This is a genomic window from Pseudoxanthomonas helianthi (assembly GCF_017939625.1).
GTDB classification, from domain to species: Bacteria; Pseudomonadota; Gammaproteobacteria; order Xanthomonadales; family Xanthomonadaceae; genus Pseudoxanthomonas_A; species Pseudoxanthomonas_A helianthi.
On sequence record NZ_JAGKTC010000002.1, the window covers coordinates 870,440 to 889,237 of the forward strand.

The 18,798-nt window shown below is 66.9% G+C and carries 17 protein-coding genes and 2 tRNA genes; 11 read left to right on the forward strand and 8 right to left on the reverse strand.

Annotated features, from left to right (window positions below; genetic code table 11):
* Window positions 1-100 precede the first annotated feature (100 nt).
* Both J5837_RS11795 and J5837_RS11800 read right to left on the reverse strand, forming a co-directional pair.
* Window positions 101-934 carry an N-acyl homoserine lactonase family protein gene (locus J5837_RS11795; protein WP_210536922.1) on the reverse strand — a complete coding sequence of 278 codons (834 nt, stop codon included), beginning with the start codon at window positions 932-934 and terminating at the stop codon, window positions 101-103.
* A gap of 66 nt (window positions 935-1,000) precedes the next feature.
* Complete coding sequence (locus tag J5837_RS11800) at window positions 1,001-2,245, reverse strand: patatin-like phospholipase family protein (protein ID WP_210536923.1); 1,245 nt, start codon at window positions 2,243-2,245, stop codon at window positions 1,001-1,003.
* A 185-nt stretch (window positions 2,246-2,430) separates the two neighbouring features.
* On the opposite strand from J5837_RS11800, the gene J5837_RS11805 reads away from it, so the two are divergent.
* Entirely contained in the window at window positions 2,431-3,153 is a 723-nt protein-coding gene (locus J5837_RS11805; protein ID WP_210536924.1) for a DUF8198 family protein, read from the forward strand.
* 164 nt (window positions 3,154-3,317) lie between these two features.
* On the opposite strand, the gene J5837_RS11810 is transcribed toward J5837_RS11805, so the two are convergent.
* The gene (locus J5837_RS11810) at window positions 3,318-3,593 is read right to left on the reverse strand and encodes a polyhydroxyalkanoic acid system family protein (RefSeq protein WP_210536925.1); all 276 of its coding nucleotides are present in this window, start codon (window positions 3,591-3,593) and stop codon (window positions 3,318-3,320) included.
* A 74-nt stretch (window positions 3,594-3,667) separates the two neighbouring features.
* Between J5837_RS11810 and J5837_RS11815 the strand changes: the two genes are divergently transcribed.
* The 4 genes from J5837_RS11815 to aroA all read left to right on the forward strand — a co-directional run bounded on the left by J5837_RS11815 (window position 3,668) and on the right by aroA (window position 8,623).
* On the forward strand, window positions 3,668-4,459 hold the full coding sequence (locus J5837_RS11815) for an FHA domain-containing protein (protein WP_210536926.1): 792 nt from the start codon (window positions 3,668-3,670) through the stop codon (window positions 4,457-4,459).
* Window positions 4,460-4,604: 145 nt separating this feature from the next.
* On the forward strand, window positions 4,605-5,693 hold the full coding sequence (gene serC, locus J5837_RS11820; protein WP_210536927.1) for a phosphoserine transaminase: 1,089 nt from the start codon (window positions 4,605-4,607) through the stop codon (window positions 5,691-5,693).
* A gap of 121 nt (window positions 5,694-5,814) precedes the next feature.
* Window positions 5,815-6,948 (forward strand): prephenate dehydratase, encoded by a 1,134-nt coding sequence (gene pheA, locus J5837_RS11825; protein WP_210536928.1) that lies wholly within the window; start codon window positions 5,815-5,817, stop codon window positions 6,946-6,948.
* Window positions 6,949-7,312: 364 nt separating this feature from the next.
* Window positions 7,313-8,623 carry a 3-phosphoshikimate 1-carboxyvinyltransferase gene (gene aroA, locus J5837_RS11830; protein WP_210536929.1) on the forward strand — a complete coding sequence of 437 codons (1,311 nt, stop codon included), beginning with the start codon at window positions 7,313-7,315 and terminating at the stop codon, window positions 8,621-8,623.
* A 185-nt stretch (window positions 8,624-8,808) separates the two neighbouring features.
* On the opposite strand, the gene J5837_RS11835 is transcribed toward aroA, so the two are convergent.
* Both J5837_RS11835 and J5837_RS11840 read right to left on the reverse strand, forming a co-directional pair.
* Window positions 8,809-9,447, reverse strand: coding sequence for an energy transducer TonB (locus J5837_RS11835; protein ID WP_210536930.1), 639 nt, complete (start codon window positions 9,445-9,447; stop codon window positions 8,809-8,811).
* A 129-nt stretch (window positions 9,448-9,576) separates the two neighbouring features.
* On the reverse strand, window positions 9,577-10,215 hold the full coding sequence (locus J5837_RS11840; protein ID WP_210536931.1) for an energy transducer TonB: 639 nt from the start codon (window positions 10,213-10,215) through the stop codon (window positions 9,577-9,579).
* A gap of 111 nt (window positions 10,216-10,326) precedes the next feature.
* On the opposite strand from J5837_RS11840, the gene serS reads away from it, so the two are divergent.
* Window positions 10,327-11,607, forward strand: a complete 1,281-nt coding sequence (gene serS, locus J5837_RS11845) for a serine--tRNA ligase (RefSeq protein WP_210536932.1) — start codon at window positions 10,327-10,329, stop codon at window positions 11,605-11,607.
* Between the two features lie 235 nt (window positions 11,608-11,842).
* Here serS and J5837_RS11850 read toward each other — a convergent pair whose 3' ends face one another.
* Window positions 11,843-12,430, reverse strand: coding sequence for an FMN-dependent NADH-azoreductase (locus tag J5837_RS11850; protein ID WP_210536933.1), 588 nt, complete (start codon window positions 12,428-12,430; stop codon window positions 11,843-11,845).
* 115 nt (window positions 12,431-12,545) lie between these two features.
* Between J5837_RS11850 and J5837_RS11855 the strand changes: the two genes are divergently transcribed.
* From J5837_RS11855 to J5837_RS11865, 3 genes are all read left to right on the forward strand, one after another.
* Entirely contained in the window at window positions 12,546-13,523 is a 978-nt protein-coding gene (locus J5837_RS11855) for a LysR family transcriptional regulator (protein ID WP_210536934.1), read from the forward strand.
* 56 nt (window positions 13,524-13,579) lie between these two features.
* A tRNA-Ser gene (locus tag J5837_RS11860) sits at window positions 13,580-13,669 on the forward strand.
* Between the two features lie 90 nt (window positions 13,670-13,759).
* A complete protein-coding gene (locus J5837_RS11865) occupies window positions 13,760-14,161 on the forward strand; it encodes a nuclear transport factor 2 family protein (protein WP_210536935.1) in 402 nt (133 codons plus the stop codon).
* A 74-nt stretch (window positions 14,162-14,235) separates the two neighbouring features.
* On the opposite strand, the gene J5837_RS11870 is transcribed toward J5837_RS11865, so the two are convergent.
* Complete coding sequence (locus tag J5837_RS11870; protein ID WP_210536936.1) at window positions 14,236-15,126, reverse strand: M28 family metallopeptidase; 891 nt, start codon at window positions 15,124-15,126, stop codon at window positions 14,236-14,238.
* Window positions 15,127-15,247: 121 nt separating this feature from the next.
* Window positions 15,248-15,324 (reverse strand) — tRNA-Pro (locus J5837_RS11875).
* 138 nt (window positions 15,325-15,462) lie between these two features.
* On the opposite strand from J5837_RS11875, the gene hisS reads away from it, so the two are divergent.
* Both hisS and J5837_RS11885 read left to right on the forward strand, forming a co-directional pair.
* Window positions 15,463-16,848: a histidine--tRNA ligase gene (gene hisS / locus J5837_RS11880; protein ID WP_210536937.1), complete on the forward strand. Its 1,386-nt coding sequence runs from the start codon at window positions 15,463-15,465 to the stop codon at window positions 16,846-16,848.
* Window positions 16,845-18,740, forward strand: coding sequence for an HAL/PAL/TAL family ammonia-lyase (locus tag J5837_RS11885; protein WP_210536938.1), 1,896 nt, complete (start codon window positions 16,845-16,847; stop codon window positions 18,738-18,740). Before hisS ends, J5837_RS11885 begins: the two co-directional genes overlap by 4 nt.
* Window positions 18,741-18,798: the final 58 nt, after the last annotated feature.

Genomic DNA, 18,798 nt, shown 5'->3' on the forward strand with positions numbered 1-18,798 from the left:
GTGGTCGCAAGGGAGAGTTTGAGGAGGCGCCAGATTCGCGGCGTTGTCTAGAGTTTTCACACCAGTGCGGGCCGGGCCGCGCTCCTGGAACGGCATCGGCTCATTCGGCCGCCTGCGGGAATGCGGGCAGCTTCCCGACATCCTGTTCCTCGTGCTGGATGATCAGGGTGGCGCGCAGGTTCTTCGCGAGTTTCGCGAAGCGGTCGATCGAGGCCAGCGACTGCGCGCGATCGGTGTTGAACGACGGCACGCCCATCGTTTCCAGGTTCTCGTGCAGGTGCACCACGTCGCCCGACAACAACACCGCGCCGCGTTTCGGCAATCGCACCAGCAAACCGTGGTGTCCGGGCGTGTGCCCGGGCAGGTCGAGCATCACCACGCTGCCATCGCCGAACACGTCGTGGTCGCCGGAGATCTTCTCGACCTCGGCGTCCTTGCCCAGCCACGGGGCGAGCAGCCGGGTGCGCGCCTCGTGCCCCGGCTTGCCCAGCACTTCGAAGTCGTTCTTGCCGATCAACAGCGTCGCCTGCGGGAAATCGGCGGCCTGGCCGATGTGGTCCAGATGATAGTGGCTGATGCCCAGGCGGGTGATCTGCGCGGGTTCGACGCCGATCCGCGCGAGCTGCGCGACAACGGTCGTGGCCAGCGACATGGAATCGGCCTTGCCCTCGACGTAAGGCTTGCCGAGATATTCCTTCGACAGCCCGGCATCCCACAGCAGATAGCTGCTGCCGTGCTGGACCAGATAGCAACTGCCGGCGAACTTCTTGCTCATGCCGGCATAGGCATGCGTGTCGGACAGTTCGTCTAGGTTGTAGGTCCATAGCGAGCCGCAATCGAGCCGCCAAAGGCGGATATTTTCCGCGGCTGCGGCGGAAAGCGGGAAAAACAACGCCAGCAGCAGGATGAGGCGATGGTGAAGCCTCGTTTTCATCGCGTTGCTCCTGGTTGGTCCGGCAGGTGGCCGGTGCGGGGGAGGAGGCTGGATCGGGTCAGGCGGCTACCGCACCCGTCCCGCACGGTGTCGCCCGGCGACGATCCGATCGACGTCGTCCAGCGCACGGCGCAGGCGGGCGGTGGTTTCGGTCATGCGCGGCTGCGCGTCGAGGCCATCGAGGATCGAGCGGTGCGGGTCGTCGAGGATGTCGTCGCGCAGGCCGATGCCGTGCGCTTCCAGCATCGGCCGCAGCACGTCGGCGCGCCGGCGCAGGTCGGCCAGGGTGTTGCGATAGGCCAGTTGGCAGACCCGGTGGCGCGAGGCGAAGCTGAAAAGGTTGGTGAAGAACAGTTCGCTGTCGTCCGAATTCGGTTCGAATACCAACTGGTCGATGTTCGGATACTGGCGCGGATATTTCTCCATGCCGATCTGCATGCGCGACTGCAGCAGGGTGCGCAGGGTCTGCGACAGCACCGCGGGCAGGCCGCCGTCGGCCAGGCCGAGCGAATCGCCTTCTCCCTGCGCCGGCGCGCGGGTGGCATCGAACGGCACCAGCGGGTTGATGCCCAGCAGCAGGTCGATGTCGCGTTCCAGCACCACCGAGGCGTGCATCGTGCGGCGCAGCGCGCCGTCGAGGAAATGGCGGCCATTGATTTCCACCGGTGGGTACAGGCCGGGCAGGGCGGCGCTGGCCTGCACCGCCTGCGAGATCGGCACTCCGTCCCAGCCCTTTTCGCCGAAACGCACCGCCTCGCCGCTGTCCAGGTCGACGGCGACGACGAACAGGTCCGCGTCGAGGGTGCGGAAATCGTTGCTGCGCCCGCGCCGGGTGAAGATGTCGCGCAGGAAGCGCTCCATGCCGCGGTTGTCGAACATCGCGGTCGGCACCAGGCCGCCGAAGCGACGCATCAGGTTGGACCAGCTGAGCGCCTTGTGCGGCTGGGTGGCCAGGCTTTGCAGCCATTCGAAATACAGGCGCGGCAGCGCGGTGGCGCGGCGCATCGCCTCGCCGAAGTTCGGGCGCAGGAAGGTTTCCGGCTGGAACACGATGTCGTCGCTGGTGCCGGTGATGAAGGTGCGGCACATCTCGGCGGTGCCGATCCGGTTGGCCAGCCCGGCGGCGAGGAAGGCGCCGGAACTGACCCCGACGTAGCAATCCATCCGGGTCAGGTCGAGGCCGTCGAGGGCTTCGTCCAGCGCGCGCAGCGCACCCAGTTCGTACATGCCGCCGATCGGGCCGCCGCCGGCGATGGCCAGGCCGATGCGGCCGCGTGGATTGCGTTTTACCGCGCTGTGCAACGAAAGCATGCGACGTCCGGCGATGGAATGGCCCGAGTGTAGCCGATGCGATTTGAGCCGGAGTTCGATAGTGGGAGCGAGCTTGCTCGCGAACGCTTTTGGCCGGACATCGGAAGAGCATTCGCGAGCAAGCTCGCTCGCACAGGGAGGGTGGCGCTTGCGGCTCGCCGCGGCGCCAGCCAAGATTCGCGGCCATGGCGCGCAGCAATCCATTGCACGACCGGCTCGCACGCCGGCTGGCCTGCCACCAGGCCCTGCACGATCCGGCGCGGGAGCCGCGCAACCGGCTGCGCTGGCTGCCCGAGCTGCGGCGCTGGCAGACCCGGCGGTTGGAAGCCAGCTTCGCCCATTTCCTAGCCGATCCGAAGCGCGAGCCGGCGGCCAGCTTCTTCCTGTCCGATGTCTACGGCGACCGTGACTTCAGCCAGCGCGACGCCAACGTGGCGCGGATCGTGCCAATGCTGCAGCGCCTGCTGCCGGCGGCGGTGCTGGCCACCGTGGCCGATGCCATCGAACTCGGTGCGCTGACCCATGCCTTCGACCTGCGCATGGCCGAAACCCTGCAACGGTTGGCGCCGACGCGGAAGAAACTGGATGCCGATCTGTACGCCAGGGCCTACCGCGAGGTGGGCCGTGCGCGGCTGCGCGGGCGCCAGATCGGCCTGATCGCCGATGTCGGCACCGGCCTGGCCCATGCGGTGAAGCTGCCCGGCGTGCTGCTGTTGCTGAAGCTGTCGCGGGGCCCGGCCAAGGCCAGCGGGCTGGGCGAGTTGCAGGGCTTCCTGGAACGCGGTTTCGCGGCGTTCTCGGCGCTGGGAGACGGCAAGGCCTTCGTCCGCGACATCGAGCAGGCCGAACGCGAGGTTTCGCGCCGGCTGTTCGCCGGCCATCCTGATCCGTTCGGGATCGAGGAGTGAGGCGGAAGCGTTTTTTGACGCGGATTAACGCGGATGGTCGCGGATAGAACAGATTGAATATGCCTGCTTTGCCTCTTGTCGCGGAGAACCGAAATCCGCGCTGCGAGCCGGATGGCAAGGGGCTGAAAGCATTAGTCCGCGTTAATCCGCGTCAAAAAGTGTTTTTAATCGAACTTCTCGGCTAAAACGCGGCGGATCTCGGCTTCGATCGGGCCCTTCAGCATCGACAGCATGAAGCCGAGGTCGGCGGTGACCCGCAGCGACTTGGGCAGCAACTGGATCTTGCCGTCGACGCCGGCGCGGTTGAAGTTCAGCGTGTCCGCGTCCCAGGCGTAGGCCATCTCGAAGCGCTCGGCCAGCTTCTTCGCCACTTGTTCGATGGCCTTGCGCGCCTGCGCCGGGGTCTTGCCGTGGCTGTGGGTGATGTCGATGCTGGGCATGTCGGGCTCCGTGTATGCGGCGTATTGTGCGCAACAGATGTGCGTTGCGCCACAAACTGCTAGGCTCCCGCGCCGTGGAGAACCTTCGATTGCATCTGAACGGACGCGACAGCGGCGATTGGCCGCTGCACGATGGCGTGCACCGCATCGTGCGCGAAGCCAACGGCACGGTCGGCGTCGGCGACGATGCCCGGGGCGCGCTGCTGGCGCAGTTGTGCGTGGACAAGCGCGGCCTGTGGCTGCAGGTCGCCAACGGCGTGCGCGGCATCCACGTCAATGGCCGTTCGGTGAGGCGCGTGGCGATGCTGCGCGCGGGCGATGCGCTGTACCTGGATGGCGTCGAACTGCTGGTGCAGGGCCAGGCCGGCAACGCCGTGCCCTTGCTCGAAGTCGGCGTGGATACCACGGCGGATACCCGCATGCTGCTGCGCGGCGTCGGCGGGCCCTACCACGGCCGCAGCATTCCGCTGGATCGTCCGCGCCTGGTCGGCCGCGGGCGCGAGGCCGACGTCCAGGTCGACGAAGCTTCGGTTTCCGAACGCCACGCGCGGCTGGAGCGCCACGGCGACCGCGTGTTGCTGCGCGACCTGGATTCGGCCGAAGGCAGCCTGGTCAACGGGCGGCGCGTGCGCAGCGCGGCGCTGTCGCCCGGCGACCAGGTCGTGTTCGGCACCCAACACCGCTTCGTCGTCGAAGCGCCGTTCGCGCCGTCGCCACCGCCGGAAACCGCCGCTGCGGCCGCCAGCCCCACGCCGGCTCCGGTGCGTGCGCCGAAGGCTTCGGCCAAGCGCTGGCCATGGCTGTTGCTGGCCGCGCTGTTGCTGGCCGCGGCGCTCAGCGCGCTGTTGCTGTTCGGCGCGGGCTGAGCCGCCCGCGACAAGGCGTACGCCGGTTCCGCCTGCGGAAGTCGAACGCCGCGGCGGAGTCGTACGAAGAAAGTTTCGTTCGTACCCATTGGTCCGGGAGCTGTTGCGCTGCGGCATACTACGCGTTCAGTTTTCAGGCCTTCTCATGACCCGCGTCTACAACTTCAGCGCCGGCCCGGCGACCTTGCCCGAATCCGTCCTGCGCCAGGCCCAGGCCGAAATGCTGGACTGGAACGGCATCGGCGCGTCCATCGTCGAGATCAGCCATCGCAGCGCCGAGTTCATCGCGGTCGCCGCGCGTGCCGAGGCCGACCTGCGCAAGTTGATCGGCATTCCCGAAGACTACGCGGTGCTGTTCCTGTCCGGCGGCGCGACCACCCAGCAGGCGCTGCTGGCGCTGAACTTCGCCTCGCCCGGCGGCACCGTCGATTACGTGGTCACCGGCCACTGGGGCAAGACCGCGATCAAGCAGGTCCGACCCTACGTGAAGGTCAACATCGCCGCGGACGGCGAGCCCGATGGTTTCACCGACATCCCGCCGCGCGAGTCGTGGCAGCTGACGCCCGGCGCGGACTACGTGCACATCACCGCCAACGAGACCATCCACGGCGTGGAATTCCGTGGCGATGCCCCGGACGTCGGCGAGGCCCCGTTGTTCGCGGATTTCAGCTCCAGCATCGCATCGGAACCGATCGACGTATCGAAATACGGCGTGATCTACGCCGGTGCGCAGAAGAACCTCGGCCCGGTCGGCGTGGCCGTGGTGATCGTGCGCCGCGACCTGTTGAAGCGCGAAGGCCTGCCGCGCGCCGACATCTTCGACTATCGCTCGCACGAAGCGCGCGACTCGATGCTCAACACGCCGCCGACCTGGAACTGGTACCTGGCCGGCCTGGTGTTCCGCTGGATGCTGGAAGAAGGCGGGGTCGAGGAGTTCGCCCGCCGCAACGCCGAGAAGTCGCGCATCGTCTACGACGCCATCGACGGTTCGGGCGGGTTCTACCGCAACCAGGTCCTGCCCGAATTCCGTTCGCGGATGAACATCCCGTTCTTCCTGCCGGACGAAGCCCTGACCGCGCGCTTCGTCGCCGAGTCGAAGGAAGCGGGCCTGCTGGCGCTGAAAGGCCACAAGGCGGTCGGCGGCCTGCGCGCGTCGCTGTACAACGCGATGCCGGTGAACGGCGCGCGGGCGCTGGCGGATTTCATGCGCGATTTCCAGAAACGCCATGGATAAGCAAGCAATTCCCGCTATGGAGCTAATGTGTGGTGTGAGAGCGACGTCAGTCGCGAATGCGTTATCGCGAAAGCATCGCGACTGACGTCGCTCCCACACCGAGGGAACAGGAAACGGAAAGATGGCAAGCAAACCGAAGAAAACCGCGAAGAAATCCGTCGCCGAGCCCGCCGCCAAGCCGGTGCTGGCCGACGTGCGTGCCAAGATCGACGGCATCGACCGGCAGATCCAGTCGCTGATCGCCGAGCGCGCGCAGTTCGCGCTGCAGGTCGGCAAGGCCAAGGGCAAGCTGGCGCAGGCGGTGGATTACTACCGGCCCGAGCGCGAAGCGCAGGTGCTGCGCATGGTCGTCGATCGCAACGAGGGTCCGCTCAGCGACGAAGTGCTGGTGCACGTGTTCCGGGAGATCATGTCGGCCTGCCTGGCCCAGCAGGAGCCGCTGAAGATCGGCTACCTCGGGCCGGAGGGCACCTTCTCGCAGCAGGCGGTGCTGAAGCATTTCGGCCGTTCCGCGCATGGCCTGCCGCTGGCCAGCATCGAGGAAGTGTTCCAGGAAGTGGAAAGCGGCAACGCCGATTTCGGCGTAGTGCCCGTGGAGAACTCCGGCCAGGGCACGATCCAGATCACCCTGGACATGTTCCTGACCTCGAACCTGAAGATCTGCGGCGAAGTCGAGCTGCGCGTGCACCAGTTCCTGCTGTCGCGCACCGGCCACATCGAGGACATCGAGCGCATCTACGCGCACCCGCAGTCGTTCGCGCAGACTTCGTCGTGGTTGCGCCACCACCTGCCGAAGGTCGAGAAGATCCCGGTCTCGAGTAACGCAGAGGGCGCGCGCCGGGCGCGCAACGCCGACGATGCGGCTGCGATCGCGGGCGAGAGCGCGGGCCACGTGTACGGCCTGAAGAAGGTGGTGATGAAGTCGATCGAGGACGACGCGGACAACACCACGCGCTTCCTGGTGATCGGCCGGCAGATCTTCCCGTCCTCGGGCCACGACCGCACTTCGGTGCTGGTGTCGATCCACGACAAGCCGGGTGCGCTGTTCGACGTGCTCAGTCCGTTCGCGAAGCACGGCATCAGCATGAACCGGATCGAGTCGCGGCCGTCGCACCATGCGAAGTGGGAGTACGCGTTCTTCATCGACCTGGCCGGGCATGTGGACGATCCGGCGATGAAGCAGGCGATGGCGGAGCTGAAGGAGCACGCGGCGCAGATCAAGGTGTTGGGTTCGTACCCGGTGGCGGTGCCCTGATTTTTCCTTCTCTCCGCTTGCGGGGAGAAGGTGACGAAGGCGGATGAAGGGCGCGTTTGTCCTCGCTCGTCATCCCCGCGAAGGCGGGGATCGCTCTTAAAGCATTTCGCCTCGCGGCGACCTACTTTTCTTTGCTTGTGCAAAGAAAAGTAGGCAAAAGAAAGCACACCCTTCCTCGCGCCCTTCGCTTCGCTACGGGTCCGTGGAGCCAGCGGGAATTTTCGGTGCGGCACATCCATGTGCCTTCCGAAAACGGCGCGCATCGTGCGCGCCGCCCCTGCGGGGTTTACCCGCCGTCTCCACCGCTGCGGACGGGACGGAAATTCAAAAGCAACGTCAAGTGCGCCTTACTGGAAATTGATCGATGAGCGACAAGCAGAACTGGACGGCATCCCGCGGCAGACCGCTGAGCGGCACCCTCGACATCCCCGGCGACAAGTCCGTCTCGCACCGCGCGGTGATGTTCGCCGCGCTGGCCGACGGCGTGTCGAAGATCGACGGCTTCCTCGAAGGCGAGGACACCCGTGCCACGGCGAAGGTGTTTTCGCAGCTGGGCGTGAAGATCGAAACGCCGTCGCCTTCGCGGCGCATCGTGCATGGCGTGGGCGTCGACGGATTGAAGGCGCCCTCCGCCCCGCTCGATTGCGGCAATGCCGGTACCGGCATGCGCTTGCTGGCCGGGCTGCTGGCCGCGCAGCCGTTCGACAGCGTGCTCGTCGGCGACGAATCGTTGTCGAAACGACCGATGCGCCGCGTGTCCGCGCCGTTGGCCGAAATGGGCGCGCGGATCGACACGGAGGAGGGTGGCTTGCCGCCACTGCGCATCCACGGTGGCCACGCGCTGCGCGGCATCGATTTCGTTTCGCCGGTCGCCAGCGCCCAGGTCAAGTCGGCGGTGCTGCTTGCGGGCCTGTATGCCGAAGGCGAAACCTCGGTGCGCGAGCCGCATCCGACCCGCGATTACACCGAGCGCATGCTGTCCGCGTTCGGTGTCGACATCGAATTCTCGCCGGGGTACGCGAAGCTGCGCGGTGGCCAGCGCCTGCGCGCGACCGACATCGCGGTGCCGGCGGATTTCTCCTCGGCGGCGTTCTTCCTGGTCGCCGCCAGCATCGTGCCGGGCAGCGAATTGCGCCTGCGTGCGGTCGGATTGAATCCGCGCCGTACCGGCCTGCTCGCGGCGTTGCGGTTGATGGGCGCGGATATCCGCGAAGAGAACCCGAGTTCGCATGGCGGGGAGCCGGTCGCGGACCTGGTGGTGCGCCATGCGCCGTTGCGCGGCATCGAAGTGCCGGAGGCGCTGGTGCCGGACATGATCGACGAATTCCCCGCATTGTTCGTCGCCGCGGCCTGCGCCGAAGGCCCGACCGTGGTGCGCGGCGCGGCAGAGCTGCGGGTCAAGGAATCCGATCGCCTCGCGGTGATGTCGGCAGCGTTGCGTGCGCTGGGTTTGCGCGTCGATGAAACCGAGGACGGCGCGACCATCCACCCGGGGTCATTGCAGGGCGGTCGCGTCGACAGCCATGGCGACCATCGCATCGCAATGGCGACCGTGGTGGCCGCGCAGATGGCCGCGGGGGAAGTCGTGGTCGAAGACGTGGCTAACGTGGCGACGTCCTTCCCGGGTTTCGACGCGCTGGCCGGTGGCGCCGGCTTTGGGCTGCGCAACGCGTAAGGCACGCTCCGTATTCGATACGGGTCAGCCGATATTTCCGGTGTGGGAGCGACGCAAGTCGCGAATGCCTTGTCGTGATGGCGGGCAATCGATCGAAAGCTTCGCGACTTACGTCGCTCCCCACACCGAGCATCAGGAATCCTGCCGTACCTGATGCGGGTCGGGACCATGCCCTGCACGACTCATTACATCGCGCGTTCGTCCAGCACGAAATCCACTGGCACCTGGACTACCGAAGCGACCGCCTTGCCGTTGCGCAGGGCAGGCTGGAAGCGCCAGTTGCGCACGGCGCTCAGTGCGGCGCGATCCAGGTCGCGGTCGCCGCTGCGGCGGGCGTAGCCGACCTCGATAGGCCGGCCGTCGGCGCCGACCTCCGCGCGCACCAGCACCATTCCCTCGACGCCGGCTCGCAAGGCGGCCACCGGATATTTCGGCGGCGCATTGTCGGCCAACGGGCGCGCGTTGCGGGTCAGGTGCGCCACGCTGCGCGCGTTGCGCCGGCTTTCTGCAGTGGACTTCTTCGCCGCGGCGGACTTGCCCGCACTGCTGGCGGCCAGGTGCTTGTTCGCCGGTGCGGCGGCAGCCGGGGTGGGGCTGGGAATGACTGGCGTGGGCGTGGTGGCCGTGGGCGCCGGTGCGAACACGACGACGCGATCCGTGGCGCCGGAGGAGCCGCCGGCCCACGGCTGGTTCAACAACCACCAGATGCTCGCGGTCAGCAGGCCGAGCATCAGCACCACCCACAACAGCAGGTGGTCATTGCGTCGCGGCGCGGCGGATTCGGTTTGCGGTGGGACGTGGAATTCGTTGCCGGGCGACGACATGGGGCGAAACCTCCGGGGAGCTGTCCGGAGTTTCGCCCGAGCTTTGGTTCAATTTGCGTGATTGCGCGATGAACCTCGCCGCGCCTTCGGTCGGCATTCGGCTTTGTGCAGGAAGCGTAAAGCGCGCGCTCAGCGTTCGAGCTTGAAGTCGATGGGAATGTCGACGCTCGCGGCCACCGCCTGGCCATCGCGCTGCGCCGGCTTGAAGCGCCAGTTGCGCACCGCTTCGACCGCGGCGCGGTCCAGGTCGCGCGAACCGCTGCGCTGGCCGACGCCGACGTCGGTCGGCACGCCATCGGGGCCGACCATCACGCGCACCACCACCGTGCCGGTATCGCCCGCACGCATGGCGCGGGCCGGGTATTCGGGCGGCGGATTCTGTCCGGGAATCGGCGTCGGCACGTCGCCGGCCGCAAGCGCCCGGTCGGGTGCGGGCCGTGCTTCGGGCGGCGGGGTTTCTTCCACCGGATTCGGCATCGGCGGCGGTGGGGTTTCGACCACCTGCGGCTTTTCCGCCTGCGGTGGCGGCGCCTGCATGCCGCTGGCATCGCCGCCGGCGGCCATCGGTTCGGGCAGGGTCGGGATGTCGTTGCCGCTGGCGGCCGGCGCCACGGGCGGCACCGTGTAGAAGCCTTTGTCGCGACCCAGCCACATCGCCAGCAAGGCCAGCAACACGCCCACGCCCAGGGCGATGCCGGCGATGCGCAGGCTGCGCCGGGGCAGGCGGAACACGAGATGGTGGTCGGAAGGGGAATTGCTGGCGGGCATGGCGGATTCCAGGAAGACGCGCCGATTCTGGCACAGCCGCAGGGGACGCGAACGGGACAGCGGCCGGGCGGAAAGGCGATAATCGCCAACCCGTTCGCACAAACCTTCGCCATGCTCGACCCCACGCTGCTCCGCAATCAGCCCGCCGAACTCGCCGAACGCCTGCGCGCCAGCCGCGGCTTCGCGCTGGACGTGGAAGGGCTGTCGTCGCTGGAAGCGCGGCGCAAGGCGATCCAGGTGCGCACGCAGGAGCTGCAGAACCTGCGCAATACCCGCTCCAAGGCCATCGGCCAGATGAAGGCGAAGGGCGAGGACACCTCGGTGGTGATGGCCGAAGTCGCCGGTTTCGGCGACGAGCTGAAGGCCTCGGAAGTCGAACTCGATGCGATCCGCACGCAGATCGAGGCAATCGCGCTGGGCATCCCCAACCTGCCGGACGAATCGGTGCCGCAGGGCCAGGACGAAGCCCACAACGTCGAAGTGCGTCGCTGGGGCACGCCGCGGGCGTTCGACTTCGAGATCAAGGACCACGTCGACCTGGGCGCACGGCACGGCTGGCTGGACGGCGACACCGCGGCCAAGCTCAGCGGCGCGCGCTTCACCGTGCTGCGCGGGCAGCTGGCGCGGCTGCATCGCGCGCTGGCGCAGTTCATGCTGGATCTGCACGCCGGCGAGCATGGATACGAAGAGACCAACGTGCCGGTGATCGTCAACGCCGACAGCCTGTCCGGCACCGGGCAACTGCCGAAGTTCGAGGAAGACCTGTTCTCCACCCAACTGGGCGAGCACAAGCGCTACCTGATCCCGACCAGCGAAGTTCCGCTGACCAACATCGTCCGCGACGAGATCGTCGAAGCCGAACGCCTGCCGCTGCGCATGACCGCGCACTCGATGTGCTTCCGCTCCGAGGCGGGCAGCGGCGGTCGCGACACCCGCGGCATGATCCGCCAGCACCAGTTCGAGAAGGTCGAGCTGGTCAGCGTCGCCAGGCCGGAGGAATCCGACGCCGAGCACGAGCGCATGACTCGCTGCGCCGAAGTGGTGCTGGAAAAGCTCGGCCTGCCGTACCGCAAGGTGCTGCTGTGCACCGGCGACATGGGCTTCTCGGCGCGCAAGACCTACGACCTGGAAGTCTGGCTGCCTTCGCAGGACGCCTATCGGGAGATTTCGTCTTGTTCCAACTGCGGCGATTTCCAGGCCCGCCGCATGCAGGCGCGCTGGCGCAACCCGGCCACCGGCAAGCCGGAGCTGGTGCATACGCTCAACGGTTCCGGCGTCGCGGTTGGCCGCGCGCTGGTGGCGGTGATGGAGAATTACCAGAATGCCGACGGCAGCATCACGGTGCCGGAAGTGCTGCGTCCGTACATGGGCGGCGTCGATCGGATCGCCTGATTTTCCCTGCTCCCTGCGGGAGAAGAGCCTGCCCCCGAATGCTTGAGTCGGGGGTGGCGCGCAGCGCCGGGTATCAAAGCCGCATCGAGCGGCTGAGGTACGGCGGAGTAGATGAGGGCGAACTGCCGGAATGTCAGAGGGTTCGCGAACGGTCGTAGTCGATCCCTTCGCCGTACCCTCACCCCAACCCCTCTCCCAATGGGAGAGGGGCTCCGTGCGATTCCGCTTTCGTGAATCAGGCGGCTTCGGCTAGTTCGCCGTCGTTCGCGGCGATCCTGGCCAGCGCGGCATTGATCGCCTGTTCGCGATGTTCCGGACCATAGGCGATGCCGTCGGCGCGGACGAATTCGATGTCGGTGATGCCGAGGAAGCCGAACACCTGGCGCAGGTAGGGCTCGACGAAGTCGGTCGGCGAACCGGCATGGATACCGCCGAACGCGCCGGCCACGATCAGCTTCTTGCCGCCGGCCAGGCCTTCCGGCCCCTTCTCGGTGTAGCGGAAGGTGCGGCCGGCCACGGCGACGCGGTCGATCCAGGCCTTCAGCGTCGAGGGAATCGAGAAGTTGTACATCGGGGCGCCGATGACGATGACGTCCGCGTCGAGGAACTGCTGCATCGTGCGCTCGGCGGCCTCGGCTTCGGCCGGGTCAGCCTTAGCCAGCGACGCGCCGCTCAGGTGGGGCAGGGGCTCGGCGGCCAGGTCGCGGTACTCCACCTCGATGTGCGGAGCGCGCTGGCGCCAGTTGGCCACGGCGGCCGCCGAAAGCTGCCGGCTGACCGAGTTCTCGCCGAGGATGCTGGAATCGATATGCAACAGTTTCATAGTAATATTCCGTTGAAATGCAGGATTGCTGCGGTTGGTGAAACAATAATTCGCTGCATTTTCGGAATAAAGATGGTTGTATATTACTTATTGTTCCAATAATGGAATAAAAGCCATGCAAGATCTCAATGACCTGTATTACTTCGCCATGGTGGTCGACCACGGCGGCTTCGCCGCGGCCGAACGCGCGCTGGGCATTCCGAAGTCGCGGCTGAGCCGGCGCATCAGCCAGCTGGAAACCGACATGGGCGTGCGCCTGCTGCAGCGCTCGACCCGCCGCTTCGCCGTCACCGACGTGGGCATGAGCGTGCATCGCCATGCGCAGACCATGCTGGCCGAGGCACAGGCCGCGCGCGAAGTGGTGGACCGGCTCAGCGCCGAACCGCGCGGCGTGGTCCGGGTCAGCGTGCCGGTGGCGGTGGCGCAGATGCAGTTGCCGAAGATCCTGCCGATGTTCCTCGACAAGTACCCGAAGGTGCGCCTGCAACTGCACGTCAACAATCGCCGCGTCGACATCATCAACGAGGGTTACGACGTCGCCCTGCGCGTGCGCGCCAAGCTCGACGACGACGGCAGCCTGGTGATGCGCAGCTTCGGCCAGATCCAGGAACTGCTGGTCGCCAGCCCCAAGTACCTGAAGCGCGCAGGCCGCCCGCAGCGGCCCGAGGACCTGGCCGAACACGTCACCCTGAGCATCAGCGAAGACGAAGCGCGGCAACGCTGGGAGCTGCATGGCCCCGAGGGCGAAGTGCGCCGGGTCGACCTGCAGCCGCGCCTGATGGGCTTCGACTTCCCGTTGCTGCAGGCGCTGGCAAAGGACGGCTACGGCATCACCCTGTTGCCGGAAACGGTCTGCGCCGAAGCCGTGCGCAAGGGCGAACTGGAAGTGGTGTTGCCGGAATGGTCGCTGCCGCAGGGCATCTGCCACGCCGTGTTCGCCTCGCGCCGCGGCCTGTTGCCCGCTGTGCGGGTGTTTATCGATTTCCTCGCCGAACACCTGCCGCAGCTGATCGAGTCCTCGCGGCTGGATTGCGGCGGCAAGTGCGAGGAAGCCAAGGCCGAAATGGCGGCGAAGCTGAAAAAGGCGTCGTAGGCGTCCCGCGCATGCCAAAATGCCCGCGGCGCAACGTCCGCGAGCATTTCATAAACGGAAGGATGGCCGAGCGGTTTAAGGCACCGGTCTTGAAAACCGGCGATGGGTCAAACCATCCGTGGGTTCGAATCCCACTCCTTCCGCCAACTTCGCTTGCCGATGCATGACGGCAGCGCAAGGCAGGAACCATGATCGGAAACGTTCGCCGACTCCAGTGTTGTTGGTTGTGTTGCGCGTTGCTGGTGCTCATCCTGGCCGCGTGCGCACGCACGCCGCCCGAGCAGGCTTTGCGCCAGCAGGTCGGCGCGCTCCAGCACGCCGTCGAAGCGCGCGATGCGGCGGCGATCGACGGGATGCTCGCCGCGGATTTCATCGGCAACGACGGGATGGACAAAAGCCAGGCCCGGCGCATGGCGGCTGCCTTGTTCATCCGTTACCGCAACGTCGGGGTGAGCATCGGGCCGCTGCAGTTGCGCATGCAGGGGGAAAGCCAGGCAGCCGTGGATTTCACCGCCGCCGCCACGGGCGGCGACGGCGCGTTGCCGGACAGCGGTCAGCTCTGGGATGTGAAGACTGGCTGGCGGCTGGACGGCAGCGACTGGAAGCTGGTCAGTGCGGAGTGGAAATCGAAGCTGTAGCGGTTCGCAGGCGTGGGCTTGAGCCCCACCATCCCTCGCTTCGAATGGGCCGCGCCGGTGGGCCAAGGCTCGCCCTACGGAGGGGATGCGCCCGCATCCCAGGTGCGAAGCGCGTCCTCGATGGTCTTCAGGGCGCGCGGCACGTTGGCCGGGTCGAGTTCGGCGACGGTGTCGCGATCGCTGTGGATCACCTGCATGATTTTCGGCGGGTTCGTGGGTTTCTGCTTCGCGTACAACTGCTGGTACATCCTGAGGACGCCCTTGATCTCGTCGGCGTCGGTCAGCGAGAACGAAACAGCCGGCAACTTCGCCTCGAGGAACGCCTGGTGATCGGTCGGGGGATACTTGTCGCCAGCGCTCAGCGGCATGCCGTTGGACTTGGCCGCTGCGGCGGTTTCCGCGGCGAGCGGCGCGTCGGGTCGCGGTGCCATCATCCATAGTGTGTCGCCCCAGCCGAATACGTCGAAATTGACGTACAGCGCGGGCTTCTCGCGGTCTTTGTCGGCAACGTAGGCCTTCGAGCCGAGCAGGCCCTTTTCTTCAAGGTCCCAGAACGCCACTGCGACGCGATGCTTGGCCAGCGGCCTGGCCTTCAGCGCAGAGGCCAGTTCCAGCACGGCCGCCGAGCCGGAGGCGTTGTCGGTGGCGCCACGGCCCTGCGCCACCCGGTCGTAGTGCGCGCCGATCAGCAGCAATGACGCACCTTCGGGCCCGCCGAGGTCGGCGATGATGTTGCGGCCTTGTTGCTTGTCCTGGGTGAAGGCTTCCTCGCGCCACTTCAGGCCCAGCGCATCCAGCCGTTGCTGGATGGCCTTGCCGCGCGCCGCGGTGTCGTCGCCGGCGCTGATGCTGGCGACCTGGTCGGTCCACTGCCGGGCGACGTCTGGGATCGCGTTGTCGCGCGCGTGGGCCAAGCAGGGGAAGGCAAGGGCGGTGGCGAGTATCGCGAGGCGCAGCTGACGCATGGCCGGTTTCCCGTGGTTGGTGAAGCCGGGGATTATGCCGAAGCGAACCGCGGGAAGCGTTTCAGACAGGCACAAAAAAGCCCGGAAACGCGGGTTTCCAGGCTGCTTGTACCAATGCGATTGGTCGGGGAGACAGGATTCGAACCTGCGACCTCTACGTCCCGAACGTAGCGCTCTACCAGACTGAGCTACACCCCGAAGGGCGCGTATTGTATTCAGACCGACCCGTTCGGGGCAAGGGCCAAGCCGGTTTCCGCCGTGAACGGGCGTCGAACCGCTAAAATGATCGCCTGCCGCGGCCACGCCGCACCCTTGCCTTCCTTCAGGAGTTTCCGCTTGATCAAGCCGCGCACGCCGCCCGGGGTGATGGAACTGTTGCCCCGCGAACAGATCGCCTTCCAGCGCATGCTGGACACGATCCGCCGCAATTACGAGCGGTTCGGCTTCCTGCCGGTGGAAACGCCGGTATTCGAGTTGTCCGAAGTGCTGCTGACCAAGTCCGGCGGCGAGACCGAGCGGCAAGTGTATTTCGCCCAGTCGACCGGCGCCCTTGAGAAGGAAGGCGAAGGCCTGCCCGAGCTGGCCCTGCGCTTCGACCTGACCGTGCCGCTGGCCCGCTACGTGGCCGAGCACGAGCACGAACTCGCTTTCCCGTTCCGCCGCTACCAGATCCAGCGGGTGTATCGCGGCGAACGTGCCCAGCGCGGCCGCTTCCGCGAGTTCTACCAGTGCGACATCGACGTGATCGGCAAGGACGCGCTGAGTATCCGCTACGACGCGGAAGTGCTGGCGGTGATCCATGCGGTGTTCTCCGAACTGGGCATCGGCGATTTCACCGTGCAGTTGAACAACCGCAAGCTGATGCGCGGCTATTTCGAAGGGCTGGGCATCGCCGATGGCGAACAGCAGGCGCTGGTGTTGCGCGAGGTGGACAAGCTGGACAAGCGCGGCGCCGACTACGTGCGCGAGACGCTGACCGGCGAGGGCTTCGGCCTTTCGGACGAAGTGGTGGGCAAGATCCTCGACTTCGTCGCCGTTCGCTCCTCCGGTTATGAAGACGCACTGGCCAAGCTCGACGCGCTGGGGCAGGGCAGCGATACGCTGAACCAGGGCATCACCGAGCTGCGCGAGGTGCTGCAACTGGTCCATGCGCTGGGCGTGCCCGACAGCGACTGGTGCCTCAACTTCTCCATCGCCCGCGGCCTCGATTACTACACCGGCACGGTCTACGAAACCCAGCTCGACGGTTATCCGCAGATCGGTTCGATCTGCTCGGGCGGCCGCTACGAAGACCTGGCCAGCCACTACACCAAGTCGAAGCTGCCGGGCGTCGGCATTTCGATCGGCGTGACCCGCCTGTTCTGGCAATTGCGCGAAGCGGGCCTGATTTCCGGCATCGAGGAAAGTTCGGTGCAGGCGCTGGTGGCGCTGATGGACGAATCGCGCATGGCCGATTCGCTCGACATCGCCCGTCGCCTGCGCGCGGGCGGCATCAACACCGAAGTGCAGATGGAGCCGAAGAAGATCGGCAAGCAATTCCAGTACGCCTCCCGCGCGGGCATCCGCTTCGTCGTGCTGTGTGGCGACGATGAGGCCGCGCGCGGCGTGGTCGCGGTCAAGGACCTGCAGCGCGAGCAGCAGTTCGAGGTGCGGCGCGACGAACTGGCCTCGGCGCTGAAGGTGGAGTTGGAACAGGCGCGCGCGCTGGCGGGGCGTCGATGAAACCGATCCTTCTCGACGGGCAGTCGCTGACCCGCGAACAACTGGTCGAAATCGCCTACGGGGCCAGCGTCGGCCTCGACGCCGATGCGTTGAAGCGCGTTGCCCGTGCCGCCGACTTCCTCGCCGAGCAGGTCCGCCGCGAGGAGCCGATCTACGGTGTTTCCACCGGCTTCGGCAGCAACGCGGACAAATTGCTCGGTGCGCATCCGCTGCGCGACGAATTGCCGGGCAACGTGCCTTCGGGCCGTTCGTTGCACGAAGAGCTGCAGCGCAACCTGATCGTCACCCACGCGGTTTGCGTCGGCGAACCGATGGCGCCGGAAATCGTCCGCGCCATGCTCGGCATCCGCATCAATACGCTGCTGCGCGGGCATTCCGGCATCCGCGTGCAGACGCTGCAGGCGCTGGCGTCGCTGCTCAACGCCGGGGTGGTGCCGGTAGTGCCGGAACTGGGTTCGGTCGGCGCGTCCGGCGACCTCGCGCCGCTGTCGCACCTGGCCATCGTCCTGCTCGGCGGCGGCGAAGCGTTCTTCGATGGCGAACGCCTGCCGGGCGCGGAAGCGCTGCAGCGCGCAGGTCTGGTGCCGGTCGAACTGTCGTACAAGGAAGGCCTGGCGCTGAACAACGGCACCGCGCAGATGCTGGCGATGGGCGTGCTGGCCGTGCACCGGCTGGAAAAGCTGCTCGACACCGCCGACCTCGCCGCGGCGATGACCATAGACGCCTTCGCCGGTCGCCTCGGCGCATTCGCCGAGGAGGTGCATGCGTTGCGCCCGCATCCGGGACAGGTCCGCGCGGCGTCGCAGCTGCGCAGACTGCTGTCCGGCTCGACCCTGGCCGACATTCCGTATCACCTGGTGCCGAAATTCCGTCCGTGGCTGCCGCACAGCTGGGACACCGATGCGGCCCGCGAATTGCGTTTCGACATCGGCTGGGACTGGGTGCCCAGCGACCAGCGCCACGGCCGCGAGAAGTTCTATCTGCGCTTCAAGCCGTTCCGTGGCGGCAAGAAGCACCAGCCGCAGGACAGCTATTCGCTGCGCTGCATCCCGCAGGTGCATGGCGCGGTGCGCGACGCGGTCGAACAGGCCAAGCGCGTGCTGGAGATCGAACTCAACTCGGTCACCGACAACCCGCTGGTGTTCCCCGACAAGCAGGCCGAACACGTCGAGGAGCAGGTGATCTCCGCCGGCCACTTCCACGGCATGCCGCTGGCGCTGGCGATGAGCTACGTGAAGGCGGCGATCCCGACGCTGGCGTCGATTTCCGAGCGCCGCCTCAACAAGCTGGTCGACCCGGCGACCAACGACGGCTTGCCGGCGTTCCTGATCGGCAATGAAGACGGCACCGAATCGGGCCACATGATCGTGCAGTACACCGCCGCGGCCATCGTCAACGACCTGGCCAGCCGTGCGCATCCGGCTTCGGTGTTCTCGGTGCCGACCAGCGCGAACGCGGAAGACCACGTGTCGATGGGCGCGAACGAGGCGCGGCACGTGCTGGCGATGGTCCGCGACCTGTCCCGGGTGCTGGCGCTGGAGCTGTACACCGCTGCGCAGGCGCTGGACCTGCGCCGCGACATGATCAACGCGGCGCGCGACCTGTCCGATCGCGCCGACGCCGAGCAATTGGCGGCGAAGGTGCAGGGCGGTCCATTGCCCGGCACGCCGGGCCGTGAAGGCTTCCTCGCCGAAGTCGAAGCGCTGCGCGCCGAGCTGGCGGCCAGCGACGAATTCCATCCCGGCGCCGCGGTTGCGGCCGCGCACGCGGCGATCCGCGCGCATATTCCGTTCCTCGCCCGCGATCGGGCGCTGGATGGAGAGGTGGCCGCGATCTGCCGGTTGGTCGAGAGTGGCGAAGTGCTCGCGGCGGCGCGAGGCGCGCTTTCGTAGAGGCGGAGCATCGGGCGTAGAGTGGGCTTCAGCCCAGCGTTGCCTTTTCAGCGTCGAA

Bases quoted from the DNA above. Each gene is read 5' to 3' on its own strand.
- J5837_RS11795 (WP_210536922.1), bottom strand. From the start codon at position 934: ATGAAAACGAGGCTTCACCATCGCCTCATCCTGCTGCTGGCGTTGTTT.
- J5837_RS11800 (WP_210536923.1), bottom strand. From the start codon at position 2,245: ATGCTTTCGTTGCACAGCGCGGTAAAACGCAATCCACGCGGCCGCATC.
- J5837_RS11805 (WP_210536924.1), top strand. From the start codon at position 2,431: ATGGCGCGCAGCAATCCATTGCACGACCGGCTCGCACGCCGGCTGGCC.
- J5837_RS11810 (WP_210536925.1), bottom strand. From the start codon at position 3,593: ATGCCCAGCATCGACATCACCCACAGCCACGGCAAGACCCCGGCGCAG.
- serC (WP_210536927.1), top strand. From the start codon at position 4,605: ATGACCCGCGTCTACAACTTCAGCGCCGGCCCGGCGACCTTGCCCGAA.
- pheA (WP_210536928.1), top strand. From the start codon at position 5,815: ATGGCAAGCAAACCGAAGAAAACCGCGAAGAAATCCGTCGCCGAGCCC.
- aroA (WP_210536929.1), top strand. From the start codon at position 7,313: ATGAGCGACAAGCAGAACTGGACGGCATCCCGCGGCAGACCGCTGAGC.
- J5837_RS11835 (WP_210536930.1), bottom strand. From the start codon at position 9,447: ATGTCGTCGCCCGGCAACGAATTCCACGTCCCACCGCAAACCGAATCC.
- J5837_RS11840 (WP_210536931.1), bottom strand. From the start codon at position 10,215: ATGCCCGCCAGCAATTCCCCTTCCGACCACCATCTCGTGTTCCGCCTG.
- serS (WP_210536932.1), top strand. From the start codon at position 10,327: ATGCTCGACCCCACGCTGCTCCGCAATCAGCCCGCCGAACTCGCCGAA.
- J5837_RS11850 (WP_210536933.1), bottom strand. From the start codon at position 12,430: ATGAAACTGTTGCATATCGATTCCAGCATCCTCGGCGAGAACTCGGTC.
- J5837_RS11855 (WP_210536934.1), top strand. From the start codon at position 12,546: ATGCAAGATCTCAATGACCTGTATTACTTCGCCATGGTGGTCGACCAC.
- J5837_RS11870 (WP_210536936.1), bottom strand. From the start codon at position 15,126: ATGCGTCAGCTGCGCCTCGCGATACTCGCCACCGCCCTTGCCTTCCCC.
- J5837_RS11885 (WP_210536938.1), top strand. From the start codon at position 16,845: ATGAAACCGATCCTTCTCGACGGGCAGTCGCTGACCCGCGAACAACTG.